A 26,699-nucleotide genomic window follows, 5' to 3' on the forward strand; every position below is an offset into this window, starting at 1 on the left:
AATGTCTAGGTCATGTACCCCTGCGAGCGGGTAGGCCTGAGCTTCACCGAGACCGCGCCCTACCTCTTCCGCAACACCGTCGACCTGGCCATCACGCCCGAGCAACTCTTCGAAGTGCTCGCCGACCCGCAGGCCTGGCCACGCTGGGCAACGGTGATCACAAAGGTGACCTGGACCAGTCCCGAACCGTTCGGCGCCGGCACCACCCGCATCGTCGAGATGCGCGGGGGTATCGTCGGCGACGAAGAGTTCCTTTCGTGGGAGCCTTTCACCCGCATGGCATTTCGGTTCAACGAATGCTCCACCAGAGCCGTCGGCGCGTTCGCCGAAGACTATCGGGTGCAGGCCATCCCCGGTGGTTGCCGGCTGACCTGGACCATGGCGCAGAAACTCGCCGGCCCGGCGCGGCCGGCGCTGTTCGTCTTCCGGCCCCTGCTGAACCTGGCGCTGCGCCGGTTTCTAAGGAATCTGCGCAGGTATACCGACGCTCGGTTCGCCGCTGCGCAGCAGAGTTAGGCTGGATCGGCCGATTTCGGGAGCGTGCGATGACCTTCAACGAGGGTGTGCAAATCGATACCAGCACCACGTCGACCTCGGGTAGCGGTGGCGGGCGGCGCTTGGCCATCGGGGGCGGCCTCGGTGGGCTACTGGTGGTGGTGGTCGCAATGCTGCTCGGCGTCGATCCCGGTGGCGTGCTGAGCCAACAACCTCTCGACACCCGCGACCACGTAGCACCCGGTTTCGACCTGAGCCAGTGCAGAACCGGGGCCGATGCCAACAGGTTCGTGCAGTGCCGGGTGGTGGCCACCGGTAACTCCGTGGACGCGGTATGGAAACCGCTGTTGCCCGGCTACACCCGCCCACACATGCGGCTGTTCAGCGGCCAGGTAGGCACCGGATGCGGACCGGCCAGCAGCGAGGTCGGGCCGTTCTACTGCCCAGTGGACAAAACGGCCTACTTCGACACCGACTTCTTCCAGGTGCTGGTCACCCAATTCGGTTCCAGTGGCGGCCCATTCGCGGAAGAGTATGTGGTGGCCCATGAATACGGCCATCACGTGCAGAACCTGCTGGGGGTGCTCGGCCGCGCTCAGCAGGGTGCGCAAGGTGCTGCGGGCAGTGGCGTGCGCACGGAGTTGCAGGCGGACTGCTACGCCGGGGTGTGGGCATACTACGCGTCCACCGTCAAGCAGGAGAGCACCGGTGTGCCTTACCTGGAGCCGTTGAGCGACAAGGACATCCAAGACGCCCTCGCGGCCGCGGCAGCGGTGGGCGACGACCGTATCCAACAGCAGACGACCGGACGCACCAACCCCGAGACCTGGACGCATGGCTCGGCCGCGCAACGGCAGAAGTGGTTCACTGTCGGATACCAGACTGGCGACCCCAACATCTGCGACACCTTTTCCGCCGCGGACCTGGGGTAGGCGAATTACCAGGGACGAGTCGAGCACTGCACGCCGCTGCCGCCGTCCTGCGACACCACCACCTGGCCGTCTACAACAATCTCGCAGTGGAACTCCGGATTGACCCGCAGGCCGCCGCTGGCGGTGACGATCGCCCACTGGCTCGGGTTTGCCAGCGTGGCGGTATAGACCAGCGGCTGACCGCCAGCGATCGGAGTGTGCAAGGTAATCATGTACTTCGATGAATCGGCATTGAAAGCCGCCATGCTGGGCGGATCGGCGCTCATGTACCGAATGTTGGCCATCAGGTCGCTGGTGGTCGTGACGGTGTAGGTCACCTGATGCCCGACCGGATCCGCGCGGGCAATCGCCGGGATGACCCCGCTGAGCGCGGCTCCGGCAAACGTCACCAGCGCGACGGCGCTTGGCACTGTGCGCACGGACGTCATATCTAAAACGCTACCGGATGCGTTACCGACGCCGGCCGGCACTGCATGCGATGACCGTCGCCCGCCATCCGGGCAAGCCGAATTGCGTGAGCCGCACCGCCATTAGCAGCCGAAAGCTGTCGTTGGCCTCGGGCTTCGCGCTCTGGAGGCGATCGCTGGTGTGAGCGTCTACGCAGTTCAGAAAGCCTTTCCGAGCAACGCGCCGAGGTAACTTCAGATTTCGGCAGCCGGTTTACCCGCAGGTAAACCAGGGCGGGTATGAAACGTGAGTGGGCGCCGATCTGAAGCAGCCGCAGGATGCCGATTCACCCCCGAAAGGGGTTAGCCGCCGTAGGTTCCTGACGACGGGCGCGGCAGCGGTTGTTGGGACAGGTGTCGGCGCGGGCGGGACCGCGCTGCTGTCGTCACACCCCCGGGGTCCTGCCGTCTGGTATCAACGTGGTCGGAGCGGCGCGCCTCCGGTGGGTGGTCTGCACCTGCAGTTCGGCCGGAATGCCAGCACCGAAATGGTGGTGTCCTGGCATACCACGGACACCGTCGGCAATCCGCGAGTCATGCTGGGCACGCCAACCTCTGGCTTCGGCAGCGTCGTGGTGGCCGAGACCCGGTCGTACCGGGATGCGAAGTCCAATACCGAGGTGCGCGTCAACCACGCTCACCTGACCAACCTGACACCCGATACCGACTACGTCTACGCCGCGGTGCACGACGGTACAACTCCGGAGCTCGGGACCGCACGGACCGCACCGTCCGGTCGAAAACCGCTACGCTTCACCAGCTTCGGTGATCAGTCCACTCCCGCGTTGGGCAGACTGGCCGACGGGAGGTACGTCAGCGACAACATCGGATCCCCCTTCGCCGGTGACATCACGATTGCGATCGAGCGTATTGCCCCGTTGTTCAACCTGATCAACGGTGACCTGTGTTACGCCAACCTGGCACAAGACCGAATTCGCACCTGGTCGGACTGGTTTGACAACAACACCCGCTCGGCGCGCTACCGGCCGTGGATGCCGGCAGCGGGCAATCACGAGAACGAAGTCGGTAACGGGCCAATCGGTTATGACGCCTATCAGACTTACTTTGCGGTACCCGACTCGGGATCCAGCCCGCAACTGCGCGGGCTATGGTACTCGTTCACCGCCGGCTCGGTGCGGGTGATCAGCCTGCACAACGATGATGTGTGCTACCAGGACGGCGGCAACTCCTACGTACGCGGCTATTCGGGCGGCGAACAACGGCGCTGGCTGCAAGCCGAACTCGCCAACGCTCGGCGCGACTCGGAAATCGACTGGGTGGTCGTCTGCATGCATCAGACCGCGATCTCCACCGCCGACGACAACAACGGTGCCGACCTCGGAATCCGGCAGGAATGGCTACCGCTGTTCGACCAGTACCAGGTCGACCTGGTGGTGTGCGGCCACGAACACCACTACGAGCGGTCACATCCGCTGCGCGGGGCCCTGGGCACCGATACCCGAACACCGATACCCGTCGACACCCGCAGCGACCTCATCGACTCAACCCGGGGAACCGTGCACCTGGTAATCGGTGGGGGCGGCACGTCGAAGCCGACCAACGCGCTGCTCTTCCCGCAGCCTCGGTGCCAGGTGATAACCGGCGTCGGGGATTTTGATCCCGCGATCCGGCGTAAGCCGTCCATATTCGTGCTCGAGGATGCGCCGTGGTCGGCGTTCCGCGACCGCGATAATCCTTACGGCTTCGTGGCCTTCGACGTCGACCCGGGTCAACCCGGCGGCACTACCTCGATCAAGGCGACGTATTACGCGGTGACTGGGCCGTTCGGGGGACTCACCGTCATCGACCAATTCACCTTGACCAAGCCGCGCGGCGGATAGCTCAGAACAGGGTCGCCTGAACGGGTACCAGTGCCGCTTCGGTCTCCGGCGGCGCCGGGCGATGATCACCCGCCAACCGATACTTTGCGATCAGCGGTGCCACCCGTTCCCGCAGCATCTCGCGGTAGCTCGGCGGTAGATATGGCCCGCGCCGGTACAGTTCGCGGTACCGGCTGACCAGTTCGGGATGCGCGCGGGCCAGCCAGCACATGAACCAGCCGCGCGTCGAACCCCGCAGATGCAGGCCAAAGACCGTTACACCGGTGGCGCCTGCGGCCGCGATCTGGCCCAACAGTTGGTCAAGGTGCTCGCCGGAGTCGGTGAGTTGTGGCAGCACCGGCGCGACCATCACGTGACAGTCCAAGCCGGCGGCGCGAATTGCGGTAATGAGCGCCAGCCGCGCCTGCGGTGTTGGCGTACCCGACTCGACATCCCGGTGCAGCTCCGGGTCGCCAACGGCCAGCGACACCGCCACCGACACCGGCACTTGTTGGGCGGCCTCGGCGATCAACGGCAAGTCCCGTCGCAGCAGGGTGCCCTTGGTCAGGATCGACAGCGGCGTACCGGATGCCGCCAGCGCGCCGATGATGCCCGGCATCAGGGCGTAGCGGCCCTCCGCGCGCTGGTAGGGGTCGGTGTTGGTGCCCAACGCGACGGTCTCGCGCCGCCAGGACGGCCGGCGCAACTCGTGACGCAGCACAGCGGCGACGTTGGTCTTGACCACCACCTGGGTGTCGAAGTCGGTGCCCGGATTGAAGTCCAGGTACTCGTGGGTGGGGCGGGCGAAACAATAGCGACAAGCATGCGAGCAGCCGCGGTAGCCGTTGACGGTGTAGCGAAACGGCAACGCGGCCGCGTTGGGCACCTTGTTCAGCGCTGATTTGCACAACACCTCGTGGAAGGTGATGCCGTCGAATTGTGGCGCGCGAACGCTGCGGACCAGGCCGATCCGCTGCAACCCCGGCAGCGCCCCGTCGTCAACGGGCATCCCGTTCACCGCGACGGCTTGCCGGGCCCAACGCATACCATTATTCGAACAACCGTTCTATACTTTGTCAACGCTGGCCGCTACCGAGCGCCGCACAGGATGTGATATGCCATCTCTGCCCGCACAGACAGGAGCCAGGCCTTATGACAGCATTCGGCGTCGAGCCCTACGGGCAGCCGAAGTACCTAGAAATCGCCGGGAAGCGCATGGCGTATATCGACGAAGGCAAGGGTGACGCCATCGTCTTTCAGCACGGCAACCCCACGTCGTCTTACTTGTGGCGCAACATCATGCCGCACTTGGAAGGGCTGGGCCGGCTGGTGGCCTGCGATCTGATTGGGATGGGCGCGTCGGACAAGCTCAGCCCATCGGGACCCGACCGCTATAGCTATGGCGAGCAACGAGACTTTTTGTTCGCGCTCTGGGATGCGCTCGACCTCGGCGACCACGTGGTACTGGTGCTGCACGACTGGGGCTCGGCGCTCGGCTTCGACTGGGCTAACCAGCATCGCGACCGAGTGCAGGGGATCGCGTTCATGGAAGCGATCGTCACCCCGATGACGTGGGCGGACTGGCCGCCGGCCGTGCGGGGTGTGTTCCAGGGTTTCCGATCGCCTCAAGGCGAGCCAATGGCGTTGGAGCACAACATCTTTGTCGAACGGGTGCTGCCCGGGGCGATCCTGCGACAGCTCAGCGACGAGGAAATGAACCACTATCGGCGGCCATTCGTGAACGGCGGCGAGGACCGTCGCCCCACGTTGTCGTGGCCACGAAACCTTCCAATCGACGGTGAGCCCGCCGAGGTCGTCGCGTTGGTCAACGAGTACCGGAGCTGGCTCGAGGAAACCGACATGCCGAAACTGTTCATCAACGCCGAGCCCGGCGCGATCATCACCGGCCGCATCCGTGACTATGTCCGGAGCTGGCCCAACCAGACCGAAATCACAGTGCCCGGCGTGCATTTCGTTCAGGAGGACAGCCCAGAGGAAATCGGTGCGGCCATAGCACAGTTCGTCCGGCGGCTCCGGTCGGCGGCCGGCGTCTGACCGCAACCGGGCCTCATGCTAGGCCACCGGCGACTGACGGACTTCCCGCGCGAGCCGCTCCAAAAGCCTCAGCCGCTCGGGGTGGTCGGCTCGTCAAACGACAGCCCTATCAGCCGAGACACCACGTTGTGCAGCGCGTCAAACACCTCCAGGATCTCTTCTCGGCTACTCGAAACCCATGTTTGAAGCATATGACGCCCACCGACAAGAATGGCCGCCTTGAGGCCCTGCGGCCACGGTGGCGCAAGTGATTTCGGTGACTCCGGCTGGAAGCGGCGACTACCCAGCCAGCCGCGAAATTACTTCGGCCACAACCGAATCCATCGAGACCGAAACTTGCTCACCCGTCGTCAAGTCCTTCACTGCGACCGTCCCGGCCTCGATGTCGCGGTCGCCCGCTACCAACGCAACACGGGCGCCGGAACGAGCGGCCGCGCGCATCGCGCCTTTGAGCCCGCGATCACCATAGGCAAGGTCAACCCGCACCCCGGCCGCGCGCAGTCGTCCAGCCAGCACCGCCAGCCTGAGCTTGGCCGCCTCGCCAAGCGGCACGCCGAACACGTCGCACCGGGCGCTGTCCCCCGCCGTCTTGCCCTCGGCCCGCAGCGCCAGCACGGTCCGGTCCACGCCCAGCCCGAACCCGATGCCCGACAAGTCCTGCCCGCCAAGCTGGTGCATCAGGCCGTCGTAGCGCCCCCCGCCGCCGATCCCCGATTGCGCACCAAGCCCGTCATGGACGAACTCGAAGGCGGTCTTGGTGTAGTAGTCCAGGCCGCGCACCATGCGCGGGTTGATGACATAGGGCACTCCAAGCGCGTCCAGATGGGCGAGCACGGTGTCGAAATGCTGCTTGGCGACATCAGACAGATGATCCAGCAACACCGGCGCCGACGCCGTCATCGCACGCAATTCGGGTCGCTTGTCGTCGAGCACCCGCAGCGGATTGATCCCTGCGCGCCTGCGGGTGTCCTCGTCGAGATCGAGTCCAAACAAGAACTCCTGCAACAGTTCCCGGTACTGCGGACGGCAACTCTCGTCTCCCAGGGAGGTGATTTCCAGCCGGAACCCGTCGAGACCCAACGAGCGGAACCCGGCGTCGGCAATGGCGATCACCTCGGCGTCCAACGCCGGGTCGTCGACGCCGATCGCCTCCACCCCGACTTGCTGTAACTGGCGATACCGGCCGGCCTGCGGACGCTCGTAGCGGAAAAACGGGCCCGCATAACACAACTTCACCGGCAGCGCGCCGCGATCCAGCCCGTGTTCGATCACCGCACGCACCACCCCGGCGGTGCCCTCGGGCCGCAGCGTCACCGAGCGGTCGCCACGGTCGGCGAACGTATACATCTCCTTGGACACCACGTCGGTGGATTCACCCACGCCCCGGGCGAACAGGGCGGTGTCCTCGAAGATGGGCAGCTCGATGTGGCTATAGCCGGCTTGACGGGCCGCCGCGAGCAGCCCGTCGCGCACCGCGACGAACTGCGCCGAGTCGGGCGGGACGTAGTCCGGTACCCCCTTGGGGGCCGAAAATGACGAGAATTCCGTCACCGGCTCAAGCCCTCAAGGAACGGATTGAAGCGCCGCTCGGCCCCAATGGTGGTGGAGTTGCCGTGCCCGGGCAGCACCACCGTGCTGTCGTCGAGCACCAGGAGTTTGTCGACGATGGAGCGCAACAGGTCGCGGCCGCTGCCGCCGGCCAAGTCGGTGCGGCCTATCGCACGCTCGAACAGGGTGTCACCGGTGAACACGATGTCCTTGTCGTTGTTGGTCGCCTGCAGGACCCGGAAGACCACCGACCCGCGGGTGTGACCCGGTGTGTGATCGATGTTGACCGAGATGCCGCCGAGGTCGATCTTGTCGCCGTCTCGGTCCAGCTCCACAACCTGTTTAGGCTCACGAAAGAACGCACCCGCAACCAGCTGCGCTATCCGCGGGCCCAGGCCGTAGATGGGGTCGGTCAGCATGAACCGGTCGGCGGGATGCACATAGGTGGGGCAGCCGAAGGTGTCTGAGACCTTCTGGGCGGACCAGATGTGATCGATGTGTCCGTGGGTGAGCAGCACCGCGGCAGGGGTCAGCCGGTTCTTGTCGAGGATGCGACGCAGCGTGCCCATCGCACCCTGGCCCGGATCGACGATGACGGCGTCGGTTCCGGGCCGCTCGGCCAGCACATAACAGTTGCACGCCAGCAACCCCGCAGGAAATCCGGTGATCAACACGGTTCCCAGTTTCCCATCCCCGGCGTCCGGGGACGAGGCGGGCCGCGAACATGGGCCACTTGACACCGGTCGCGGCGCCCCGATTAGCCTGTGCTTTCGTGCCGACCAATGCTCAGCGACGTGCCACCGCCAAACGCAAACTCGAACGACAACTAGAGCGCCGCGCCAAGCAAGCCAAACGCCGTCGCATCTTGACTATCGTCGGTGGCTCACTCGCAGCGGTGGCCGTGATCGTCGCGGTAGTCGTCACGGTGGTGGTCAACAAGGACGACCACCAGAGCACCACGTCAGCAACCCCCACCGACTCGGCCTCGACCAGCCCCCCGCAGGCCGCGACCGCTCCCCCGCTGCCGCCGTTCAAGCCGTCGGCCAACCTCGGCGCCAACTGCCAGTACCCGCCGTCGCCGGACAAGGCCGTCAAACCGGTCAAGTTGCCCCGGACCGGCAAGGTACCCACCGACCCGGCCCAGGTCAGCGTGAGCATGGTGACCAACCAGGGCAACATCGGTCTAATGCTGGCCAACAACGAATCGCCGTGTACGGTCAATAGTTTCGTCAGCCTCGCGCAGCAGGGTTTCTTCAAGGGCACCACTTGTCACCGGCTGACCACCTCACCAATGTTGGCGGTTCTGCAATGCGGCGACCCTAAGGGCGACGGCACGGGCGGTCCGGGCTACCAGTTCGCCAACGAATACCCCACCGACCAATACTCGGCGAACGACCCCAAGTTGAACGAGCCCGTCATCTATCCGCGCGGGACACTGGCCATGGCCAACGCCGGCCCTAATACCAACAGCAGCCAGTTCTTCATGGTCTACCGGGACTCAAAGCTGCCACCCCAATACACCGTGTTCGGCACGATCCAGGCCGACGGACTGACCACCCTGGACAAGATCGCCAAGGCCGGCGTCGCCGGTGGCGGCGAAGATGGCAAGCCCGCCACCGAAGTCACCATCACGTCGGTGCTGCTGGATTAGCCCGACGCTCGCCGAGCAGACACAGAATCGCACGAAATCAGCCCGCCCAATGCGATTCTGCGTCTGCTCGGCGGAGAAAAGCGCGCTACGCGGCCGAGGTCACCCGGTAGACGTCGTAGACACCTTCGACGTTGCGGACGGCGTTGAGCAGGTGCCCGAGGTGCTTGGGGTCACCCATCTCGAAGGTGAATCGACTGATCGCCACCCGGTCCCCCGAAGTGGTGACCGACGCGGACAGGATATTGACCTTCTCGTCGGCCAGTGCGCGCGTCACATCCGACAGCAGCCGGTGCCGGTCGAGTGCCTCGACCTGGATTGCCACCAGAAACACCGACGACGGCGACGGCGCCCATAGCACCTCGATGATGCGCTCGGCCTGCTGCTGCAGCGATGCGGCGTTGGTGCAGTCGGTGCGGTGCACACTGACCCCGCCGCCACGGGTGACGAACCCCATAATCACATCGCCCGGAACCGGCGTGCAGCACTTGGCCAGCTTGGTCAGCACGCCCGGGGCGCCGGGGACGGAGACCCCGACATCGTCGGTGCTGCGTGGGCGCCGCGGCATGGTCGCCGGCGTGGACCGCTCGGCGAGTTCCTCTTCCGCCTGGTCGATACCGCCGAGCTCGGCCAACAACCGCTGCACGACGTGTTTCGCCGACACGTGCCCCTCACCGATGGCGGTATAGAGTGCTGACACGTCCGCGTAGTGCAGCTCGCGGGCCACCGCCGCCATGGACTCACCATTGACCAAGCGCTGCAACGGAAGTCCACCGCGGCGCACCTCGCGGGCCATCGCATCCTTACCGGTCTCCAACGCCTCCTCACGCCGCTCCTTGGCGAACCACTGGCGGATCTTCGTCTTTGCGCGCGGCGACACCACGAACTGCTGCCAGTCCCGCGACGGCCCGGCGTTCGGCGCCTTGGACGTGAAAACCTCGACAACTTCTCCGTTTTCCAGCTTGCGTTCCAGCGCTACCAACCGGCCGTTCACTCGGGCGCCGATGCAGCGGTGGCCCACCTCTGTGTGCACCGCGTAAGCGAAGTCCACCGGCGTCGAACCGGTTGGCAGCGTGATCACGTCGCCCTTGGGGGTAAACACGAAAATCTCTTGCACCGCAAGGTCGTAGCGCAATGATTCCAAGAACTCACCGGGGTCGGCCGCCTCACGTTGCCAGTCGAGCAGCTGACGCATCCAGGCCATGTCGTCGATCTCCGCGGCGGCATGCGGATGAAGAACACCGTTGCGGCCCTTGGCTTCTTTGTAGCGCCAATGCGCGGCGATGCCGTATTCGGCGGTGCGGTGCATGTCGCGGGTACGGATCTGCACTTCCAGCGGCTTGCCCTCAGGCCCGACCACAGTGGTGTGCAGTGACTGGTACACACCGTATCTGGGCTGGGCGATGTAGTCCTTGAACCGACCCGCCATCGGCTGCCATAGCGAATGCACTACGCCGACAGCCGCGTAGCAGTCCCGGATTTCGTCGCACAGGATGCGCACACCGACCAGGTCGTGGATGTCGTCGAAGTCGCGGCCCTTAACGATCATCTTCTGGTAGATCGACCAATAGTGCTTGGGGCGGCCCTCCACCGTCGCCTTAATCTTCGACGCGGTCAGCGTGTTGACGATTTCGGCACGCACCTTGGCCAGGTAGGTGTCCCGGGACGGCGCGCGACCGGCGACCAGCCGGACGATCTCCTCGTACTTCTTGGGATGCAGGATCGCGAAGGACAGGTCCTCCAACTCCCACTTGACGCTGGCCATGCCCAGCCGATGCGCCAGGGGTGCAATGACTTCCAACGTCTCACGGGCCTTGCGGGCCTGCTTCTCCGGCGGCAAGAAGCGCATGGTGCGCATGTTGTGTAACCGGTCAGCCACCTTTATCACCAGCACCCGCGGATCGCGGGCCATCGCGGTGATCATCTTGCGAATAGTCTCGCCTTCGGCGGCGCTGCCCAACACCACCCGATCCAGCTTGGTCACCCCGTCGACGAGATGGCCCACCTCTTCGCCGAATTCCTCGGTCAACGCCTCCAGGGTGTAACCGGTGTCCTCGACGGTGTCGTGCAGCAGCGCGGCCACCAAAGTGGTGGTGTCCATGCCCAACTCGGCCAGAATGTTGGCAACGGCCAACGGGTGGGTGATGTAGGGATCACCGGACTGCCGCAACTGGCTGGCATGCCTTTGGTCAGCGACCTCGTAGGCTCGCTGCAAGATCGACAGGTCGGCCTTGGGATAGATCTCCCGGTGCACCGCCACCAACGGCTCGAGCACCGGATTGGTGGTGCTGCGCTGGGCGGTCATCCGCCGGGCCAATCGGGCCCGCACCCGACGCGACGCGCTGATGCTGGTCTTAAGAGTCTCGACCGGCGACTCGGGCGTCTCGAGAGCGGGCTCGAGAGCCGCAGAAGCCTCCGTGGGCGGTGCAACCGCTTGCGCCGTGAGCTGGTCCTCGGCCACGTTCGTCACCTCCGACCTAGAGGATATCCCTCACAGGCGGCTCAGGCTGTGCACCGGCAGCGGTGCGAGCGCCGCGCGACCGCTCAACCCCGCAAGTTCCACCACTACGGCCGCCCCGGCCACGTTGGCGCCACCGCGCTCAAGCAGGCGTCGCGTCGCGCCGATGGTGCCGCCGGTTGCTAACACGTCGTCAATGATCACGACACGGCGGCCCGCAACCTCGATGCCCTCAGCGAGAATCTCCAGAGTGGCGGCGCCGTACTCCCTGTAGTACTCCTCGCTGAGCACCGGCTGGGGCAGCTTGCCGCCCTTGCGAACGGCCAGCACACCGACTTCGAGCCGGGTGGCGACCGCGGCTGCCACCAGAAACCCGCGGGCGTCGACGCCGGCCACCAGGTCAGCTCCGGACGCCCGATCGGCCAGCGCTTCGGTTACCGCGGCCAATCCTCTTCGGTCGGCGAATAGCGGGGTGAGGTCCTTGAACTCGACGCCAGGAACCGGAAAGTCGGCCACATCCCGGGTCAGCGACGCAACCACGTCGGCCACAGATGTGGCTGAGCTCCGGCGGGACTCACCGAGCGCCAATACCCGCCCGCCGTCGACCCAACGCCGCCGGCGGCGCTTCCCCCGTGCCTTTAAGGAGAGCCCCGTCGCGATCACGTTCAACACGTAGTCACCAGCCCATGTACCGCCATGGCACACATCCTCTCCCAGACAGCCCGGAGCACCTGCGACACTACGCTCCGATAGGTCCGCTTCTCGTCGTGGAATTCTGTCAATTACCTGCAGATGGCACTGGCCATCGTCACCGCGCCAGCGCCCAGCGATCCATGTTCCACCCTGCCCCCCATCGCGTCGGATTCCTGCTCACCGCATACATTTTCGTCGACATCAACAACGTGCGCTGCTGCCGGTACAACGGCAAGGTTGGCATCTCATCCCAGAGCACCGGCGCGGCCTCGGCAAGCAACCTGACCCGCTCGGCGGGGTCGGCCGACACCGCGAGCGCGCTGATGATGCCGTCGATCTGAGCGTTTGCGTACCCCGATAGATTGTTTCCGTTGCCGCTGTGCAAGTCATAGGCATCCATCGCAGACGATCCGCTCGATCCGCTGCCGGTGGCCCCACCGGTGCTCGCCAACAATACGTCAATCTTTCCGTCCCGCAGCGCTTGCGGTCCGGGTGTGTCCACCGTCACATCCGAAACGGTGATCCCGGCCGGGGCGCAGGCGTCGGCAATGGTTCCGATGGTGGCCGCCAACCGAGCGTTGGGCCTGCCGTAGCCGATCCGCACGGTCAGCGGCGTACCACCCAGCGCGTCGCGAGCGGCGGCGGGGTCCACCCGGCCGAACTGACGTGCTTCGGCGGCGCCGTCGGCATCGGTGAGGGCATCGTCGGTCGCCGGGGACAGCCGCGAGTTGGCAATCGGAACCCCGGCATCCCGAGCGATCGCGTCCCGGGGTACACACAACGCGAGCGCGCGGCGGGTGCGGCTTTGCGCGAGTGAACCTTGTGGTGCGAAGATCAGCTGCTCGATCCCGGCCGACGGGTAGTCGGTGCGCTGGTAGCTGTCGGGGGTTACCAGGGATCCCGATGAACCGGCCGCGACGTCGACCACGTCGACGCTGCGGTTGTTGACCCGGTCTTGGATATCGGCTCCCTGCGGCCAGACGGTGATCCGCTTCGTGATCGCCTTGGTGCCCCACCAACGATCATTGGCGACGAGCACCACGGCGCCATCGTCCAGGACGGATTCGATCTTGTACGGTCCCGACGAGGGGAAGCGGCTGCGGACTTCGTCGTGGCTGCGGCCCGGCTTGAGGTCCCACGTGGAATTCCACAGTCGCGCAATCTGTTCCACCGCTGACACGTTGTTGCTTAGCAACGCCGCGGTAACATCGATGTGCAGCTGGTCGGCGATCACGTGCGACGGCATCAGCGACGTCGCGGTGAACAGCTGGGAGTGGTCAACGACACTGCGATCCGGGATGAACGACACCCGGGCCTTTTTCTGCCCCGCCGTGCACTCGATGTTGGCGATGTCGACATAGCCGGCCTGCGTAGCAGCGTCGAAGCCGGGAAAACGGCCGGATTGGGCCGCCCAGGCCAATACCAGGTCGTCACAGGTCACCGGCCTGCCGTCGGAATAGACGGCGTCGTCGGAGATCTGGTAGTCGAGGATCAACGGCGACCCCTCCACCACCGAGACCGTTCCGAAGTCGCGGTCAGCCACCACTTGGCCGTCGGGGCCGTGATAGCCAAACCCGGTGAGAGTCCGGGCGAATGCCTGCGCCCCGGCCGACGCGGCACCGATGACGGTATTGGTGTTGTAGGTGACCAGCGCGCCGTCGACCACGTAGTCGATCTGAGCCGCGGCGCTGCCCGAACACGCGGTCAGCGTGGTTGCGGCGACCAACGTCGCGGTACCAACGACTCGCAGGCCGGCGATGCGCGTATGACGCCGACGGCGGGGGGCCACCGCGCCTACCGCCGACCGGCGTTCCGCTTGCCGGTCGGACGCCTGGTACCGACGGGACGCACTGGGCGCGCCCCCGGCGCCGGCTTGCTGGAGCCCTGGGCCGCCCGCGGGGCGGATTGGCTGCTGGCCTGCGTGATCCCCACCAGCGACTGTTCATCAGCGGCTGCCGGCTGCTCGCCGCCATCCGTGCTGGCGTCCTCTGATCCCGCCGGCGAGCCGGAGTTACGCCGTTTGAGCACCCGACGGGTGTGGTTGCGCACCAACTCCGTGCGCTCACAGAGGGTAACCAACAGCGGCGTGGCGAAGAAGATTGACGAGTAGGTGCCGATGATGATGCCGATCAGCTGCACCAGCGCCAGGTCTTTGAGGGTGCCGACGCCCAGCAGCCAGACCGCCACCACCATCAGCGCCAACACCGGCAACACGCCGATCAGGCTGGTGTTGATCGACCGCATGAACGTCTGGTTGATCGCCAGGTTGGCCTGCTCGGCGAAGGTGCGCCGGGTGGTGTGCTGGAAGCCATGGGTGTTCTCCTCGACCTTGTCGAACACGATGACGGTGTCATAGAGCGAGAACCCGAGAATGGTCAGCAGGCCGATGACCGTGGCCGGGGTGACTTCGAAACCCACCAGGGAATACACGCCGGCGGTGACGGTCAGGTCGAAGAGCATGGCCGTTATCGCCGAGATGGTCATGTAGCGCTCGTAGCGCACGGTAATGTAGAGGGCGACCAGCACCAGAAACACCACCAGCGCGATCACCGCCTTCTTGGTGATCTGACCGCCCCAGGTCTCCGACACCGCCGAGTCGCTGATGGCCTGCTTGCTGGGCTGACCGTCGGTTCCCTTGGGCCCGAAGGCCTCGAATAGGGCGTCCCGCAGCTTGGCCGTCTGGTCGCTGGTCAGCGTCTCCGAACGAATCTGCACCGTCGCCGAAGCACCGGCCCCGACGATCACCACCGACTGGGGCTCACTGCCGAGGGCCCGGTAGTAGACGTCTTCGACCTGCGCGACTTGGGTGCTGCCACGCGGGAACGACACCGTGGTACCGCCTTTGAAATCGATGCCGAAGGTGAACCCACGAAAGACGATGCTGGCGATGGCCACCGCGACGATCGCACCGCTCACGCCAAACCACAACCGGCGGCGTCCCACTACCTCAAACGCCCCGGTGCCGGTGTACAGGCGCGAAAGGAAGCTATGGTGCCCCAGCTTCGAGGCGGTGTCTGTGGTGCTGTCGCCGTCGGTCCGCGCCACAGCACTCTCGGTGGCCTCGGTGAGTTCGACCGCCGACGTGGCTTCGTCGTCGCGGCCGGTCTTTGCTTTCGACGCCATCGGCTATCCCCGGCCCGTCCGAGCCATGGCCCGGCGTTCGCGTGCGACCTGCTGCACCGCTCCCAGGCCGTTGTATGCCGGCTTGGCCAGCAGCGACGATTTGGACGCCAGATACACCAACGGCCACGTCACCAAGAACACCACGACGAGGTCCAGGATCGTGGTGAGGCCCAGGGTGAACGCGAACCCCTTCACCTGACCGATCGCCAGAAAGTACAGCACGGCAGCGGCCAGGAAAGTGACGGCGTTGCCCGACACGATCGTCTTGCGGGCGCGCGCCCAACCGCGCGGCACTGCCGACCGGAACGAACGGCCTTCGCGGATCTCGTCTTTGATGCGTTCGAAGAACACCACGAACGAGTCGGCGGTGGTCCCGATACCGATGATCAGGCCCGCAATACCAGCCAGATCTAGGGTGTAGTTGATATATCGGCCCAAGAGCACCAGGATCGCAAAAACCATTGAGCCAGAAGCCACTAGCGACAAGGCCGTGAGCAGTCCCAGCACTCGGTAGTAGAGCAGCGAATACACCAGCACCAACAGCAGGCCGATCGCACCCGCGATCATGCCCGCGCGCAGCGATGACAACCCCAAGGTCGCCGAAACCGTTTGGGCTTCCGACGGTTCGAAGGACAGCGGCAGCGACCCGTACTTGAGGACGTTGGCGAGCTGGCGTGCGGTCGCCGCGGTGAATGGCGGATCCCCACCGCTGATCTGGGTTCGGCCGCCGGGGATCGCTTCCTGGATCTGCGGTGCACTGACAACCTGCGAGTCCAGGGTGAACGCCGTCTGGGTGCCGATATGGGCGGCGGTGTAGTCGGCCCAGATGTTGGCCGCCGGACCCTTGAACTGCAGGTCGACGACGTAGCCGATGCCGCGCTGGTCCATACCCGAGGTGGCGTTTTGGATCTGGTCGCCGCTGATGATCGACGGCGCCAGCAGGTACGCGGTCTTGTGGTCGGTCGAGCAGGTCACCAACGGCAGTTTCGGGTCGTCGTTGCCGGCCAAAATGTCGTCGCTCTCGCAGCGGGTCGCCTGGAATTGCAGTGCAACCATCTGCATGTATTGGTTGGTGCTCTGCCGCAGCTTCTTCTCCTGGGCGATGCGCTCGGCGAGATCCTTGCGCGGATCCGTGGCCGGCGCCTCAGCGGGCGGCGCCGGCGGCGGGCTGGCCGGTGAGGTCGGGTTGGGCGATGGCGCCGGGTCCTGCGGATAGGGCCGCGGTTGGGCCCCAGGTTGCGGTGAAGCCGGCGCCCCCGATTGGGCTGGCGGCGGTGCGGCGGGTTGACCGGGCGGCTGCGGTTCGGCGCTGGGTGCCGGCTGCGGTTCTTCGGCTGCGGGCTGCGCCGGCATCGAGTTGAGCACCGGCCGGATGTACAGCCGAGCGGTCTGTCCGAGGTTGCGTGCCTCGCTGCCGTCGTTGCCGGGCACCGTGATGACCAGGTTGTCACCGTCGACGACCACCTCCGACCCGGACACTCCCAGCCCGTTGACCCGCGCGCTGATGATTTGCTGCGCCTGTGCCAGCGCTTCCCGGCTCGGGGCCGAGCCGTCCGGTGTGCGCGCGGTCAGCGTGACCCTGGTGCCGCCCTGCAGGTCAATGCCGAGTTTGGGGGCGGTGTGCTTGTCCCCGGTGAAAAACACCAGCAAATAGATGCCGATCAGCATCACCAGGAACACCGACAGGTAACGGGCAGGGTGCACCGGCGCCGAAGACGATGCCACGTTCCTTGTATCTCCTCGAGAATCAGTTTTCTACCCCCGACAGAGCCTACGTGTCGCGCCGGGGCGCGTCGCGCAAGCGGCTCGTCGGTTCCGGTCGGCCGGTTGCCGGTCAGGAATCGTTGGTCACCCGGCGCTCGCCGGCCACGTCGTCAACATCCTTGTCAAGGTCCTCGTTGAGCTCCTCGTCGATGTCGTCGTCCGGCAGAATTCGGTCACGAATCGCCAACTTCATCCACGTGGTGACCACCCCGGGCGCGATCTCGAGGTCGATGGTGTCGTCGGCAATGGCGACGATGGTGGCTTCCAGCCCAGAAGTCGTGTGTACCCGCTCCCCGGGCTGCAACGAGTCGTGCAGATCGATGGTGGCTTGCATGGCCCGTCGCTGGCGGCGCGACGCGAAGTACATGAACCCACCCATGATGAGCAGGAACGGCAAGAACAAAACGAAACTCTCCATCAACCCGTCTTTCGTATTGGTATTGCGATCACGGTGCCAGGCCTACCCGCGGGCCGCGCACCTGGTAACAGTCCAGTGTGCCCGTCCAGTCTGGCAGGCCGGAAACATCGGTCAGCAGATAGGCTTTACCAGCGATGTGAACCGGCGAGCCGGGTGAGGAGGATCTGTGGCCAGCCTGCAGCAGAGTCGGCGCCTGGTCACCGAAATCCCCGGTCCCGCATCGCAGGCACTGACTCACCGCCGGGCGGCGGCGGTGTCCAGCGGTGTTGGGGTCACCCTGCCGGTGTTCGTAGCCCGCGCCGGCGGCGGCATCGTGGAAGACGTGGACGGTAACCGGCTCATCGACCTGGGTTCGGGCATCGCAGTGACGACGATCGGCAACTCGTCGCCACGCGTGGTGGATGCGGTGCGCACGCAGGTGGCCGAATTTACCCACACCTGCTTCATGGTGACGCCATACGAGGGGTACGTGGCCGTCGCCGAGCAACTCAACCGGATTACCCCAGGTTCGGGCCCCAAGCGCTCGGTGTTGTTCAATTCCGGCGCCGAGGCAGTCGAGAACGCCGTCAAGATCGCACGCTCCTACACCGGCAAGCCCGCGGTGGTGGCGTTCGACCACGCCTACCACGGTCGCACCAACCTAACGATGGCGCTGACCGCCAAGTCGATGCCCTACAAGAGCGGCTTCGGTCCGTTCGCGCCGGAGATCTACCGAGCGCCATTGTCTTACCCCTATCGGGACGGCCTCCTCGATAAGCAACTGGCTACCAATGGTGAGCTAGCCGCGGCCCGAGCCATCGGCGTCATCGACAAGCAGGTAGGCGCGAACAACCTGGCCGCCCTCGTCATCGAACCGATCCAGGGCGAAGGCGGTTTCATCGTTCCGGCCGAAGGGTTCCTACCTGCCCTCCTCGATTGGTGCCGCAAGAACCATGTGGTGTTCATCGCCGACGAGGTGCAAACCGGCTTTGCCCGTACCGGGGCGATGTTCGCCTGCGAGCACGAGGGCCCCGACGGTCTAGAGCCCGACCTGATCTGCACGGCCAAAGGCATCGCCGATGGATTGCCGCTGTCGGCGGTCACCGGCCGCGCCGAGATCATGAACGCCCCGCACGTGGGCGGCCTGGGCGGCACGTTCGGCGGCAACCCGGTGGCCTGTGCGGCCGCGCTGGCCACCATCGCAACCATCGAAAGCGACGGGCTGATCGAGCGGGCCCGCCAGATCGAACGCCTGGTGACCGACCGGTTGACGACGCTGCAGGCCGTCGACGACCGGATCGGCGACGTGCGTGGTCGCGGCGCCATGATCGCCGTAGAGCTGGTCAAATCCGGAACCACCGAGCCCGACGCCGGGCTGACCGAGCGGCTGGCGACCGCGGCCCACGCCGCCGGCGTCATCATTTTGACCTGCGGCATGTTCGGCAACATCATCCGGCTACTGCCGCCGCTGACCATCGGCGACGAGCTGCTGAGTGAGGGGCTGGACATCGTGTGCGCGATCTTGGCCGACCTCTGACGGCCTGCCGGCCCCGACTGCGTCATCCCGTGCCGCATCTCACAGCCGATCAGCAGCAGGCTTGCATTGTGTAATATATTTACTTTAGCTAACGTTCTAATGGTCGGGCGCAGCGCCGCGCCGTCGATTTCCCACCCTTTCCGGCACGCCGAGGTGACCGCATGTCGATCAACGATCAGCGACTGACACGCCGCGTCGAGGACCTATACGCCAGCGACGCCCAGTTCGCCGCCGCCAGTCCCAACGAGGCGATCACCCAGGCGATCGACCAGCCCGGGGTCGCGCTTCCACAGCTCATCCGTATGGTCATGGAGGGCTACGCCGATCGGCCGGCACTCGGCCAGCGTGCGCTCCGCTTCGTCACCGACCCCGACAGCGGCCGCACCATGGTCGAGCTACTGCCGCGGTTCGAGACCATCACCTACCGCGAACTGTGGGCCCGCGCCGGCACATTGGCCACCGCGTTGAGCGCTGAGCCCGCGATCCGGCCGGGCGACCGGGTTTGCGTGCTGGGCTTCAACAGCGTCGACTACACAACCATCGACATCGCGCTGATCCGGTTGGGCGCCGTGTCGGTTCCACTGCAGACCAGTGCGCCGGTCACCGGGTTGCGCCCGATCGTCACCGAGACCGAGCCGACGATGATCGCCACCAGCATCGACAATCTTGGCGACGCCGTCGAAGTGCTGGCCGGTCACGCCCCGGCCCGGCTGGTCGTATTCGATTACCACGGCAAGGTTGACACCCACCGCGAGGCCGTCGAAGCCGCCCGAGCTCGGTTGGCCGGCTCGGTGACCATCGACACACTTGCCGAACTGATCGAACGCGGCAGGGCGCTGCCGGCCACACCCATTGCCGACAGCGCCGACGACGCGCTGGCGCTGCTGATTTACACCTCGGGTAGTACCGGCGCACCCAAAGGCGCCATGTATCGCGAGAGCCAGGTGATGAGCTTCTGGCGCAAGTCGAGTGGCTGGTTCGAGCCGAGCGGTTACCCCTCGATCACGCTGAACTTCATGCCGATGAGCCACGTCGGGGGCCGTCAGGTGCTCTACGGGACGCTTTCCAACGGCGGTACCGCCTACTTCGTCGCCAAGAGCGACCTGTCGACGCTGTTCGAGGACCTCGCCCTGGTGCGGCCCACAGAATTGTGCTTCGTGCCGCGCATCTGGGACATGGTGTTCGCAGAGTTCCACAGCGAGGTCGACCGCCGCTTGGTGGACGGCGCCGATCGAGCGGCGCTGGAAGCGCAGGTGAAGGCCGAGCTGCGGGAGAACGTGCTCGGCGGACGGTTTGTCATGGCGCTGACCGGTTCCGCGCCGATCTCCGCTGAGATGACGGCGTGGGTCGAGTCCCTGCTGGCCGACGTGCATTTGGTGGAGGGTTACGGCTCCACCGAGGCCGGGATGGTCCTGCACGACGGCATGGTGCGGCGCCCCGCGGTGATCGACTACAAGCTGGTCGACGTGCCCGAGCTGGGCTACTTCGGCACCGATCAGCCCTACCCCCGGGGCGAGCTGCTGGTCAAGACGCAAACCATGTTCCCCGGCTACTACCAGCGCCCGGATGTCACCGCCGAGGTGTTCGACCCCGACGGCTTCTACCGGACCGGGGACATCATGGCCAAAGTAGGCCCCGACCAGTTCGTCTACCTCGACCGCCGCAACAACGTGCTAAAGCTCTCCCAGGGCGAGTTCATCGCCGTGTCGAAGCTCGAGGCGGTGTTCGGCGACAGCCCGCTGGTCCGACAGATCTTCATCTACGGCAACAGTGCCCGGGCCTACCCGCTGGCGGTGGTTGTCCCGTCCGGGGACGCGCTTTCTCGCCATGGCATCGAGAATCTCAAGCCCGTGATCAGCGAGTCCCTGCAGGAGGTAGCGAGGGCGGCCGGCCTGCAATCCTACGAGATTCCACGCGACTTCATCATCGAAACCACGCCGTTCACCCTGGAGAACGGCCTGCTCACCGGCATCCGCAAGCTGGCACGCCCGCAGTTGAAGAAGTTCTATGGCGAACGTCTCGAGCGGCTCTATACCGAGCTGGCCGATAGCCAATCCAACGAGCTGCGCGAGCTGCGGCAAAGCGGTCCCGATGCGCCGGTGCTTCCGACGCTGTGCCGTGCCGCGGCTGCGTTGCTGGGCTCTACCGCTGCGGATGTGCGGCCGGACGCGCACTTCGCCGACCTGGGTGGTGACTCGCTCTCGGCGCTGTCGTTGGCCAACCTGCTGCACGAGATCTTCGGCGTCGACGTGCCGGTGGGTGTCATTGTCAGCCCGGCAAGCGACCTGCGGGCCCTGGCCGACCACATCGAAGCAGCGCGCACCGGCGTCAGGCGACCCAGCTTCGCCTCGATACACGGTCGCTCCGCGACGGAAGTGCACGCCAGCGACCTCACGCTGGACAAGTTCATCGACGCTGCCACCCTGGCCGCAGCCCCGAACCTGCCGGCACCGAGCGCCCAAGTGCGCACCGTACTGCTGACCGGCGCCACCGGCTTTTTGGGTCGCTACCTGGCGCTGGAATGGCTCGACCGCATGGACCTGGTCAACGGCAAGCTGATCTGCCTGGTCCGCGCCAGATCCGACGAGGAAGCACGAGCCCGGCTGGACGCGACGTTCGATAGCGGCGACCCGTATTTGGTGCGGCACTACCGCGAATTGGGCGCCGGCCGCCTCGAGGTGCTCGCCGGCGACAAGGGCGAGGCCGACCTGGGCCTGGACCGGGTCACCTGGCAGCGGCTAGCCGACACGGTGGACCTGATCGTGGACCCCGCGGCCCTGGTCAACCACGTGCTGCCGTATAGCCAGCTGTTCGGCCCAAACGCGGCGGGCACCGCCGAGTTGCTTCGGCTGGCGCTGACCGGCAAGCGCAAGCCATACATCTACACCTCGACGATCGCCGTGGGCGAGCAGATCCCGCCGGAGGCGTTCACCGAGGACGCCGACATCCGGGCCATCAGCCCGACCCGCAGGATCGACGACAGCTACGCCAACGGCTACGCGAACAGCAAGTGGGCCGGCGAGGTGCTGCTGCGCGAAGCTCACGAGCAGTGCGGCCTGCCGGTGACGGTCTTCCGCTGCGACATGATCCTGGCCGACACCAGCTATGCCGGTCAGCTCAACCTGCCGGACATGTTCACCCGGCTGATGCTGAGCCTGGCCGCTACCGGCATCGCACCCGGTTCGTTCTATGAGCTGGATGCGCACGGCAATCGGCAACGCGCCCACTATGACGGCTTGCCGGTCGAATTCGTCGCAGAAGCCATTTGCACCCTTGGGACACATAGCCCGGACCGTTTTGTCACCTACCACGTGATGAACCCCTACGACGACGGCATCGGGCTGGACGAGTTCGTCGACTGGCTCAACTCCCCAACTAGCGGGTCCGGTTGCACGATCCAGCGGATCGCCGACTACGGCGAGTGGCTGCAGCGGTTCGAGACTTCGCTGCGTGCCTTGCCGGATCGCCAGCGCCACGCCTCGCTGCTGCCCTTGCTGCACAACTACCGAGAGCCTGCAAAGCCGATATGCGGGTCAATCGCGCCCACCGACCAGTTCCGCGCTGCCGTCCAAGAAGCGAAAATCGGTCCGGACAAAGACATTCCGCACCTCACGGCGGCGATCATCGCGAAGTACATCAGCAACCTGCGACTGCTCGGGCTGCTGTGATCGGGCCTGGCCGCCGCGGCGCCGGGTAACCAAGCAGCCCGTTACGCCCAGTTCGCCTATGAGAAGGCAGTAAGAAGCGCGAAAAATGGCAGACCCCGACGGAGGCCCTCTGAAAGAGTCTTGATCATCAGGGCGCGTGACATGTGTCACATGACGGGTTGGGAGGGTGGCTGATGTCGTTTGTCACGGCAGCTCCAGAGATGCTGGCGACGGCGGCGCAGAATGTCGCGAATATCGGCACATCGCTGAGTGCGGCAAACGCGACGGCAGCGGCGTCCACGACCTCGGTGCTGGCGGCCGGAGCCGACGAGGTATCGCAGGCTATCGCAAGGCTGTTCAGTGATTACGCCACGCACTATCAGTCGCTGAACGCTCAAGCCGCGGCATTTCATCACAGCTTCGTGCAAACGTTGAACGCCGCCGGTGGCGCCTATTCGAGCGCCGAGGCGGCCAACGCTTCGGCGCAGGCGTTGGAACAGAATCTGTTGGCCGTGATCAATGCGCCCGCCCAGGCGTTGTTCGGGCGTCCCCTGATCGGCAATGGCGCGAATGGAACGGCGGCCAGCCCCAACGGCGGTGATGGTGGGATTTTGTACGGCAACGGCGGCAACGGCTTCTCCCAAACGACCGCCGGGGTGGCCGGCGGCGCCGGTGGTTCCGCGGGCCTGATCGGCAACGGCGGCAATGGTGGCGCCGGTGGGGCCGGTGCTGCCGGCGGGGCCGGCGGCGCCGGCGGATGGCTGCTCGGCAACGGTGGCGCCGGCGGTCCCGGCGGCCCAACGGACGTTCCTGCCGGCACAGGTGGAGCCGGCGGGGCCGGCGGCGACGCCCCATTGATCGGCTGGGGCGGCAACGGCGGGCCCGGCGGTTTCGCTGCTTTTGGAAACGGTGGGGCCGGCGGCAACGGCGGCGCCAGCGGTTCGCTCTTTGGCGTCGGCGGCGCCGGCGGCGTCGGCGGATCGAGCGAAGACGTCGGCGGCACCGGCGGGGCCGGCGGCGCTGGCCGCGGTCTATTCCTTGGCCTGGGCGGTGATGGCGGCGCCGGCGGCACCAGCAACAACAACGGCGGTGACGGTGGCGCCGGCGGCACCGCGGGAGGTCGATTGTTCAGCCTGGGCGGTGACGGTGGCAACGGTGGTGCCGGTACCGCAATCGGATCCAACGCCGGTGACGGTGGCGCCGGCGGTGACAGCAGCGCCCTGATCGGCTACGCCCAGGGCGGCTCCGGCGGCCTCGGCGGCTTCGGCGAAAGTACCGGCGGCGACGGCGGCCTGGGCGGCGCCGGCGCTGTGCTCATCGGCACGGGCGTCGGCGGTTTCGGCGGCCTCGGTGGCGGCTCCAACGGCACCGGGGGCGCGGGCGGCGCGGGCGGCACGGGCGCCACGCTGATCGGCCTGGGCGCCGGCGGCGGCGGCGGCATCGGCGGGTTCGCCGTCAACGTGGGCAACGGCGTCGGCGGTCTGGGCGGCCAGGGCGGCCAGGGCGCCGCGCTGATCGGCCTGGGCGCCGGCGGTGCCGGCGGTGCCGGCGGCGCCACAGTCGTTGGACTTGGTGGCAATGGCGGTGACGGCGGTGACGGTGGCGGCCTGTTTAGTATCGGCGTCGGCGGGGACGGCGGCAACGCCGGCAACGGCGCCATGCCTGCCAATGGCGGCAACGGCGGCAACGCCGGGGTCATTGCCAACGGCTCCTTTGCCCCGTCGTTCGTCGGCTTCGGCGGCAACGGCGGCAACGGCGTCAATGGCGGCACCGGCGGCACCGGCGGCAGCGGCGGGATCCTTTTTGGCGCCAACGGCGCGAACGGACCGTCGTAGCGGGTCCTCCAGCGCACTACTCGAACAACCCCGGTTGACTCGCTCCGACCGGTGGCGTCATGCCCAGGTGCGTCCAGGCCAGGGCGGTGGCCACCCGGCCGCGCGGGGTGCGCGCGACCATACCCGCGCGCACCAGAAATGGTTCGCACACCTCCTCGACCGTGGCGGCCTCCTCCCCGACCGCCACCGCCAGCGTCGACACACCCACCGGACCACCGCCGAAGCTGCGGGTCAGCGCCGAGAGCACCGCTCGGTCCAGCCGGTCCAGACCCAGCTCGTCGACGTCGTAGACCTCCAGTGCGGCCTTGGCGACGTCGCGGGTGATGACGCCGTCGGCGCGCACCTCGGCGAAGTCACGCACCCGGCGCAACAACCGGTTGGCGATCCGCGGCGTTCCCCGAGAACGGCGGGCGATTTCGGCGCCGGCGTCGGCGCCCAGCTCGATACCCAGAATTCCGGCGGAGCGGGCCAGCACCCGCTCCAGCTCGGCGGGCTCGTAGAAATCCATGTGCGCGGTGAAGCCGAACCGGTCGCGCAGCGGGCCGGTCAACGCGCCCGACCGGGTAGTCGCCCCGACCAGGGTGAACGGCGCGACCTCCAGCGGAATCGACGTGGCCCCAGGACCTTTGCCGACCACCACATCGACGCGGAAGTCTTCCATCGCCAGATACAGCATCTCCTCGGCGGGCCGGGCGATGCGGTGGATCTCGTCGATAAACAACACGTCGTGCTCGACCAGGTTGGACAGCATCGCCGCCAGGTCACCGGCGCGTTCCAACGCCGGCCCCGACGTCACCCGCAGCGAGGACCCCAGCTCGGCGGCGATGATCATCGCCAACGACGTCTTGCCCAAGCCCGGCGGACCGGACAGCAGAATGTGATCCGGTGTGCCGCCGCGGTTTTTGGCTCCCTCGATGACCAGCTGCAGCTGTTCGCGGACCCGGGGCTGGCCGATGAATTCGCGTAACGAGCGCGGCCGCAGGCTGACGTCGATGTCGCCCTCTCCGACGGTGAGTGCGGGCGAAACGTCGCGGTCGGACCGCTCGGTCATCGGGCCTTCCCCAGCAACGACAAGGCAGACCGCAGCGCGCTGGATGTCGTCGCGTCATGGTTGGCGGCCAGCACCGTATCGGTGGCCTCCTCGGCCTGTTTGGCCGCAAAGCCCAGGCCGACCAGAGCCTCGACCACGGGACTGCGCACCGCGTGGCCGTTGGTCGAGAGTGCGCCGCCGGTGGCTGCCACCCCAACCTTGTCGCGTAGTTCCAACACCATGCGTTCGGCGCCCCGCTTGCCGATCCCAGGCACCCGGGTCAGGGCGGCGACGTTGCCGTCGGCCAGCACCTGCCGTAGCGCCGGAGCGTCGTGCACGGCCAGTGCCGCCATCGCCAGCCGGGGCCCAACGCCGGAGACCGACAGCAGCGTCAGGAATAGGTCGCGGGTTTCCCCGTCGGGAAACCCGTACAGCGTCATCGAGTCCTCGCGCACAATCATCGCGGTGATCAGCCGGGCCTCGGTGCCTTGCCGCAACGTCGCCAGCGTCGCCGGTGTCGCGTTCACTCGGTAGCCCACACCGGCGGCCTCGATCACCACATGGTCAAGCGCCACCTCGAGCACCTCACCGCGGACCGAGGCGATCATCGGGCGGCCTTCAGCTTGGCTAGGTACGCATGACGCTGCTGCGCTGCTCGTGCTTCCGCCCTCGACGTGGCCTCAGCCATCCGGGCGATCGTCGGCGCCCGCCAACAGTGACAGATCGCCAGCGCCAAAGCGTCGGCCGCGTCGGCCGGTGTCGGTTTAGCTTGCAGCGCAAGGATTTTGGTGACCATCGCGGTGACCTGAGCCTTGTCTGCGGAACCGTTGCCAGTGACCGCCGCCTTGACCTCGCTGGGGGTATGGAAATGCACGTCGACACCACGTTTGGCCGCCGCCAGGGCGATCACGCCGCCGGCCTGCGCGGTGCCCATCACCGTGGTCACGTTGAGCTGAGAGAACACCCGTTCGATAGCCACCACCTCCGGATGATGGGTGTCCAGCCAGTGCTCGACGGCATCGCTGATGGCCAACAGGCGCTGCGCCAAGGCCGCATCCGACGGTGTGCGCACCACGTCGACATCCAGCGCGGTGAGCTGCCGACCACGCCCACTCTCGATAAGCGACAGCCCGCATCGGGTCAACCCGGGATCGACACCCATCACCCGCACCGCACGCTCCCTCAGCCATTTCCGAACAATCGTTCGATACGCTAGCGGATCGTCCCGACATCCCGCGCAGGACACGCCTATGGAACGTGCGATGGTAAAT

Annotated in this window: 21 protein-coding genes; 8 read left to right on the plus strand and 13 right to left on the minus strand. The window is 66.3% G+C overall.

Annotation, left to right across the window (positions count from 1 at the left end; genetic code table 11):
* Positions 1 to 12 precede the first annotated feature (12 nt).
* Positions 13 to 516 (plus strand): SRPBCC family protein, encoded by a 504-nt coding sequence (locus tag MCAN_RS13745; RefSeq protein ID WP_014001339.1) that lies wholly within the window; start codon positions 13 to 15, stop codon positions 514 to 516.
* 29 nt (positions 517 to 545) lie between these two features.
* Positions 546 to 1,427, plus strand: coding sequence for a KPN_02809 family neutral zinc metallopeptidase (gene ypfJ / locus MCAN_RS13750; protein WP_003899384.1), 882 nt, complete (start codon positions 546 to 548; stop codon positions 1,425 to 1,427).
* Between the two features lie 5 nt (positions 1,428 to 1,432).
* Here ypfJ and MCAN_RS13755 read toward each other — a convergent pair whose 3' ends face one another.
* Positions 1,433 to 1,897, minus strand: a complete 465-nt coding sequence (locus MCAN_RS13755) for a membrane protein (protein ID WP_003413352.1) — start codon at positions 1,895 to 1,897, stop codon at positions 1,433 to 1,435.
* A 227-nt stretch (positions 1,898 to 2,124) separates the two neighbouring features.
* Between MCAN_RS13755 and MCAN_RS13760 the strand changes: the two genes are divergently transcribed.
* Positions 2,125 to 3,714, plus strand: coding sequence for a purple acid phosphatase family protein (locus tag MCAN_RS13760; RefSeq protein ID WP_003413355.1), 1,590 nt, complete (start codon positions 2,125 to 2,127; stop codon positions 3,712 to 3,714).
* Between the two features lies 1 nt (position 3,715).
* On the opposite strand, the gene MCAN_RS13765 is transcribed toward MCAN_RS13760, so the two are convergent.
* Positions 3,716 to 4,738 carry an Rv2578c family radical SAM protein gene (locus MCAN_RS13765; RefSeq protein ID WP_003413359.1) on the minus strand — a complete coding sequence of 341 codons (1,023 nt, stop codon included), beginning with the start codon at positions 4,736 to 4,738 and terminating at the stop codon, positions 3,716 to 3,718.
* A gap of 107 nt (positions 4,739 to 4,845) precedes the next feature.
* Between MCAN_RS13765 and MCAN_RS13770 the strand changes: the two genes are divergently transcribed.
* Positions 4,846 to 5,748 carry a haloalkane dehalogenase gene (locus tag MCAN_RS13770; protein ID WP_003413363.1) on the plus strand — a complete coding sequence of 301 codons (903 nt, stop codon included), beginning with the start codon at positions 4,846 to 4,848 and terminating at the stop codon, positions 5,746 to 5,748.
* 279 nt (positions 5,749 to 6,027) lie between these two features.
* On the opposite strand, the gene hisS is transcribed toward MCAN_RS13770, so the two are convergent.
* Entirely contained in the window at positions 6,028 to 7,299 is a 1,272-nt protein-coding gene (gene hisS, locus MCAN_RS13775; RefSeq protein WP_003413365.1) for a histidine--tRNA ligase, read from the minus strand.
* Positions 7,296 to 7,970, minus strand: a complete 675-nt coding sequence (locus MCAN_RS13780; protein ID WP_003413366.1) for an MBL fold metallo-hydrolase — start codon at positions 7,968 to 7,970, stop codon at positions 7,296 to 7,298. The genes hisS and MCAN_RS13780 overlap by 4 nt, the downstream gene beginning before the upstream one ends.
* Positions 7,971 to 8,068: 98 nt before the next feature.
* On the opposite strand from MCAN_RS13780, the gene ppiB reads away from it, so the two are divergent.
* Positions 8,069 to 8,947, plus strand: coding sequence for a peptidylprolyl isomerase PpiB (ppiB, locus tag MCAN_RS13785; RefSeq protein ID WP_003917032.1), 879 nt, complete (start codon positions 8,069 to 8,071; stop codon positions 8,945 to 8,947).
* Positions 8,948 to 9,032: 85 nt separating this feature from the next.
* Here the strand turns inward: ppiB and MCAN_RS13790 are convergent, their stop codons facing one another.
* The 6 genes from MCAN_RS13790 to yajC form a co-directional block, all read right to left on the minus strand.
* Complete coding sequence (locus MCAN_RS13790; RefSeq protein WP_003413368.1) at positions 9,033 to 11,405, minus strand: RelA/SpoT family protein; 2,373 nt, start codon at positions 11,403 to 11,405, stop codon at positions 9,033 to 9,035.
* Positions 11,406 to 11,435: 30 nt separating this feature from the next.
* Positions 11,436 to 12,107: an adenine phosphoribosyltransferase gene (locus MCAN_RS13795; protein WP_014001340.1), complete on the minus strand. Its 672-nt coding sequence runs from the start codon at positions 12,105 to 12,107 to the stop codon at positions 11,436 to 11,438.
* Positions 12,108 to 12,210: 103 nt separating this feature from the next.
* Positions 12,211 to 13,884: an ABC transporter substrate-binding protein gene (locus MCAN_RS13800; protein WP_014001341.1), complete on the minus strand. Its 1,674-nt coding sequence runs from the start codon at positions 13,882 to 13,884 to the stop codon at positions 12,211 to 12,213.
* 5 nt (positions 13,885 to 13,889) lie between these two features.
* Entirely contained in the window at positions 13,890 to 15,218 is a 1,329-nt protein-coding gene (secF, locus tag MCAN_RS13805) for a protein translocase subunit SecF (RefSeq protein ID WP_014001342.1), read from the minus strand.
* Positions 15,219 to 15,221: 3 nt separating this feature from the next.
* Entirely contained in the window at positions 15,222 to 16,943 is a 1,722-nt protein-coding gene (gene secD, locus MCAN_RS13810) for a protein translocase subunit SecD (RefSeq protein ID WP_003413385.1), read from the minus strand.
* A gap of 109 nt (positions 16,944 to 17,052) precedes the next feature.
* On the minus strand, positions 17,053 to 17,400 hold the full coding sequence (yajC, locus tag MCAN_RS13815; RefSeq protein WP_003413391.1) for a preprotein translocase subunit YajC: 348 nt from the start codon (positions 17,398 to 17,400) through the stop codon (positions 17,053 to 17,055).
* Positions 17,401 to 17,566: 166 nt separating this feature from the next.
* Between yajC and gabT the strand changes: the two genes are divergently transcribed.
* The 3 genes from gabT (at position 17,567) to MCAN_RS13830 (ending at position 24,398) form a co-directional block, all read left to right on the plus strand.
* Positions 17,567 to 18,916: a 4-aminobutyrate--2-oxoglutarate transaminase gene (gene gabT, locus MCAN_RS13820; protein ID WP_003413395.1), complete on the plus strand. Its 1,350-nt coding sequence runs from the start codon at positions 17,567 to 17,569 to the stop codon at positions 18,914 to 18,916.
* A 161-nt stretch (positions 18,917 to 19,077) separates the two neighbouring features.
* Complete coding sequence (car, locus tag MCAN_RS13825) at positions 19,078 to 22,584, plus strand: carboxylic acid reductase (protein WP_014001343.1); 3,507 nt, start codon at positions 19,078 to 19,080, stop codon at positions 22,582 to 22,584.
* A gap of 173 nt (positions 22,585 to 22,757) precedes the next feature.
* Positions 22,758 to 24,398, plus strand: a complete 1,641-nt coding sequence (locus tag MCAN_RS13830) for a PE family protein (protein ID WP_014001344.1) — start codon at positions 22,758 to 22,760, stop codon at positions 24,396 to 24,398.
* 16 nt (positions 24,399 to 24,414) lie between these two features.
* Here MCAN_RS13830 and ruvB read toward each other — a convergent pair whose 3' ends face one another.
* Genes ruvB through ruvC form a run of 3 tightly spaced genes read right to left on the minus strand, consistent with a single transcriptional unit; the run spans position 24,415 to position 26,599 of the window.
* Positions 24,415 to 25,449, minus strand: coding sequence for a Holliday junction branch migration DNA helicase RuvB (gene ruvB, locus MCAN_RS13835; RefSeq protein ID WP_003413416.1), 1,035 nt, complete (start codon positions 25,447 to 25,449; stop codon positions 24,415 to 24,417).
* Complete coding sequence (gene ruvA / locus MCAN_RS13840; RefSeq protein WP_003413421.1) at positions 25,446 to 26,036, minus strand: Holliday junction branch migration protein RuvA; 591 nt, start codon at positions 26,034 to 26,036, stop codon at positions 25,446 to 25,448. Before ruvA ends, ruvB begins: the two co-directional genes overlap by 4 nt.
* Positions 26,033 to 26,599: a crossover junction endodeoxyribonuclease RuvC gene (gene ruvC / locus MCAN_RS13845; protein ID WP_003413426.1), complete on the minus strand. Its 567-nt coding sequence runs from the start codon at positions 26,597 to 26,599 to the stop codon at positions 26,033 to 26,035. Before ruvC ends, ruvA begins: the two co-directional genes overlap by 4 nt.
* Between the last annotated feature and the right edge of the window lie 100 nt (positions 26,600 to 26,699).

It is taken from the genome of Mycobacterium canetti CIPT 140010059 (genome assembly GCF_000253375.1).
Lineage (GTDB): Bacteria > Actinomycetota > Actinomycetes > Mycobacteriales > Mycobacteriaceae > Mycobacterium > Mycobacterium tuberculosis.

What these genes read in the sequence shown, in the direction of transcription:
- MCAN_RS13745 (WP_014001339.1), top strand. Translation starts at nt 13, where the DNA reads ATGTACCCCTGCGAGCGGGTAGGCCTGAGCTTCACCGAGACCGCGCCC.
- ypfJ (WP_003899384.1), top strand. Translation starts at nt 546, where the DNA reads ATGACCTTCAACGAGGGTGTGCAAATCGATACCAGCACCACGTCGACC.
- MCAN_RS13765 (WP_003413359.1), bottom strand. Translation starts at nt 4,738, where the DNA reads ATGCGTTGGGCCCGGCAAGCCGTCGCGGTGAACGGGATGCCCGTTGAC.
- MCAN_RS13770 (WP_003413363.1), top strand. Translation starts at nt 4,846, where the DNA reads ATGACAGCATTCGGCGTCGAGCCCTACGGGCAGCCGAAGTACCTAGAA.
- secF (WP_014001342.1), bottom strand. Translation starts at nt 15,218, where the DNA reads ATGGCGTCGAAAGCAAAGACCGGCCGCGACGACGAAGCCACGTCGGCG.
- yajC (WP_003413391.1), bottom strand. Translation starts at nt 17,400, where the DNA reads ATGGAGAGTTTCGTTTTGTTCTTGCCGTTCCTGCTCATCATGGGTGGG.
- car (WP_014001343.1), top strand. Translation starts at nt 19,078, where the DNA reads ATGTCGATCAACGATCAGCGACTGACACGCCGCGTCGAGGACCTATAC.
- MCAN_RS13830 (WP_014001344.1), top strand. Translation starts at nt 22,758, where the DNA reads ATGTCGTTTGTCACGGCAGCTCCAGAGATGCTGGCGACGGCGGCGCAG.
- ruvB (WP_003413416.1), bottom strand. Translation starts at nt 25,449, where the DNA reads ATGACCGAGCGGTCCGACCGCGACGTTTCGCCCGCACTCACCGTCGGA.
- ruvA (WP_003413421.1), bottom strand. Translation starts at nt 26,036, where the DNA reads ATGATCGCCTCGGTCCGCGGTGAGGTGCTCGAGGTGGCGCTTGACCAT.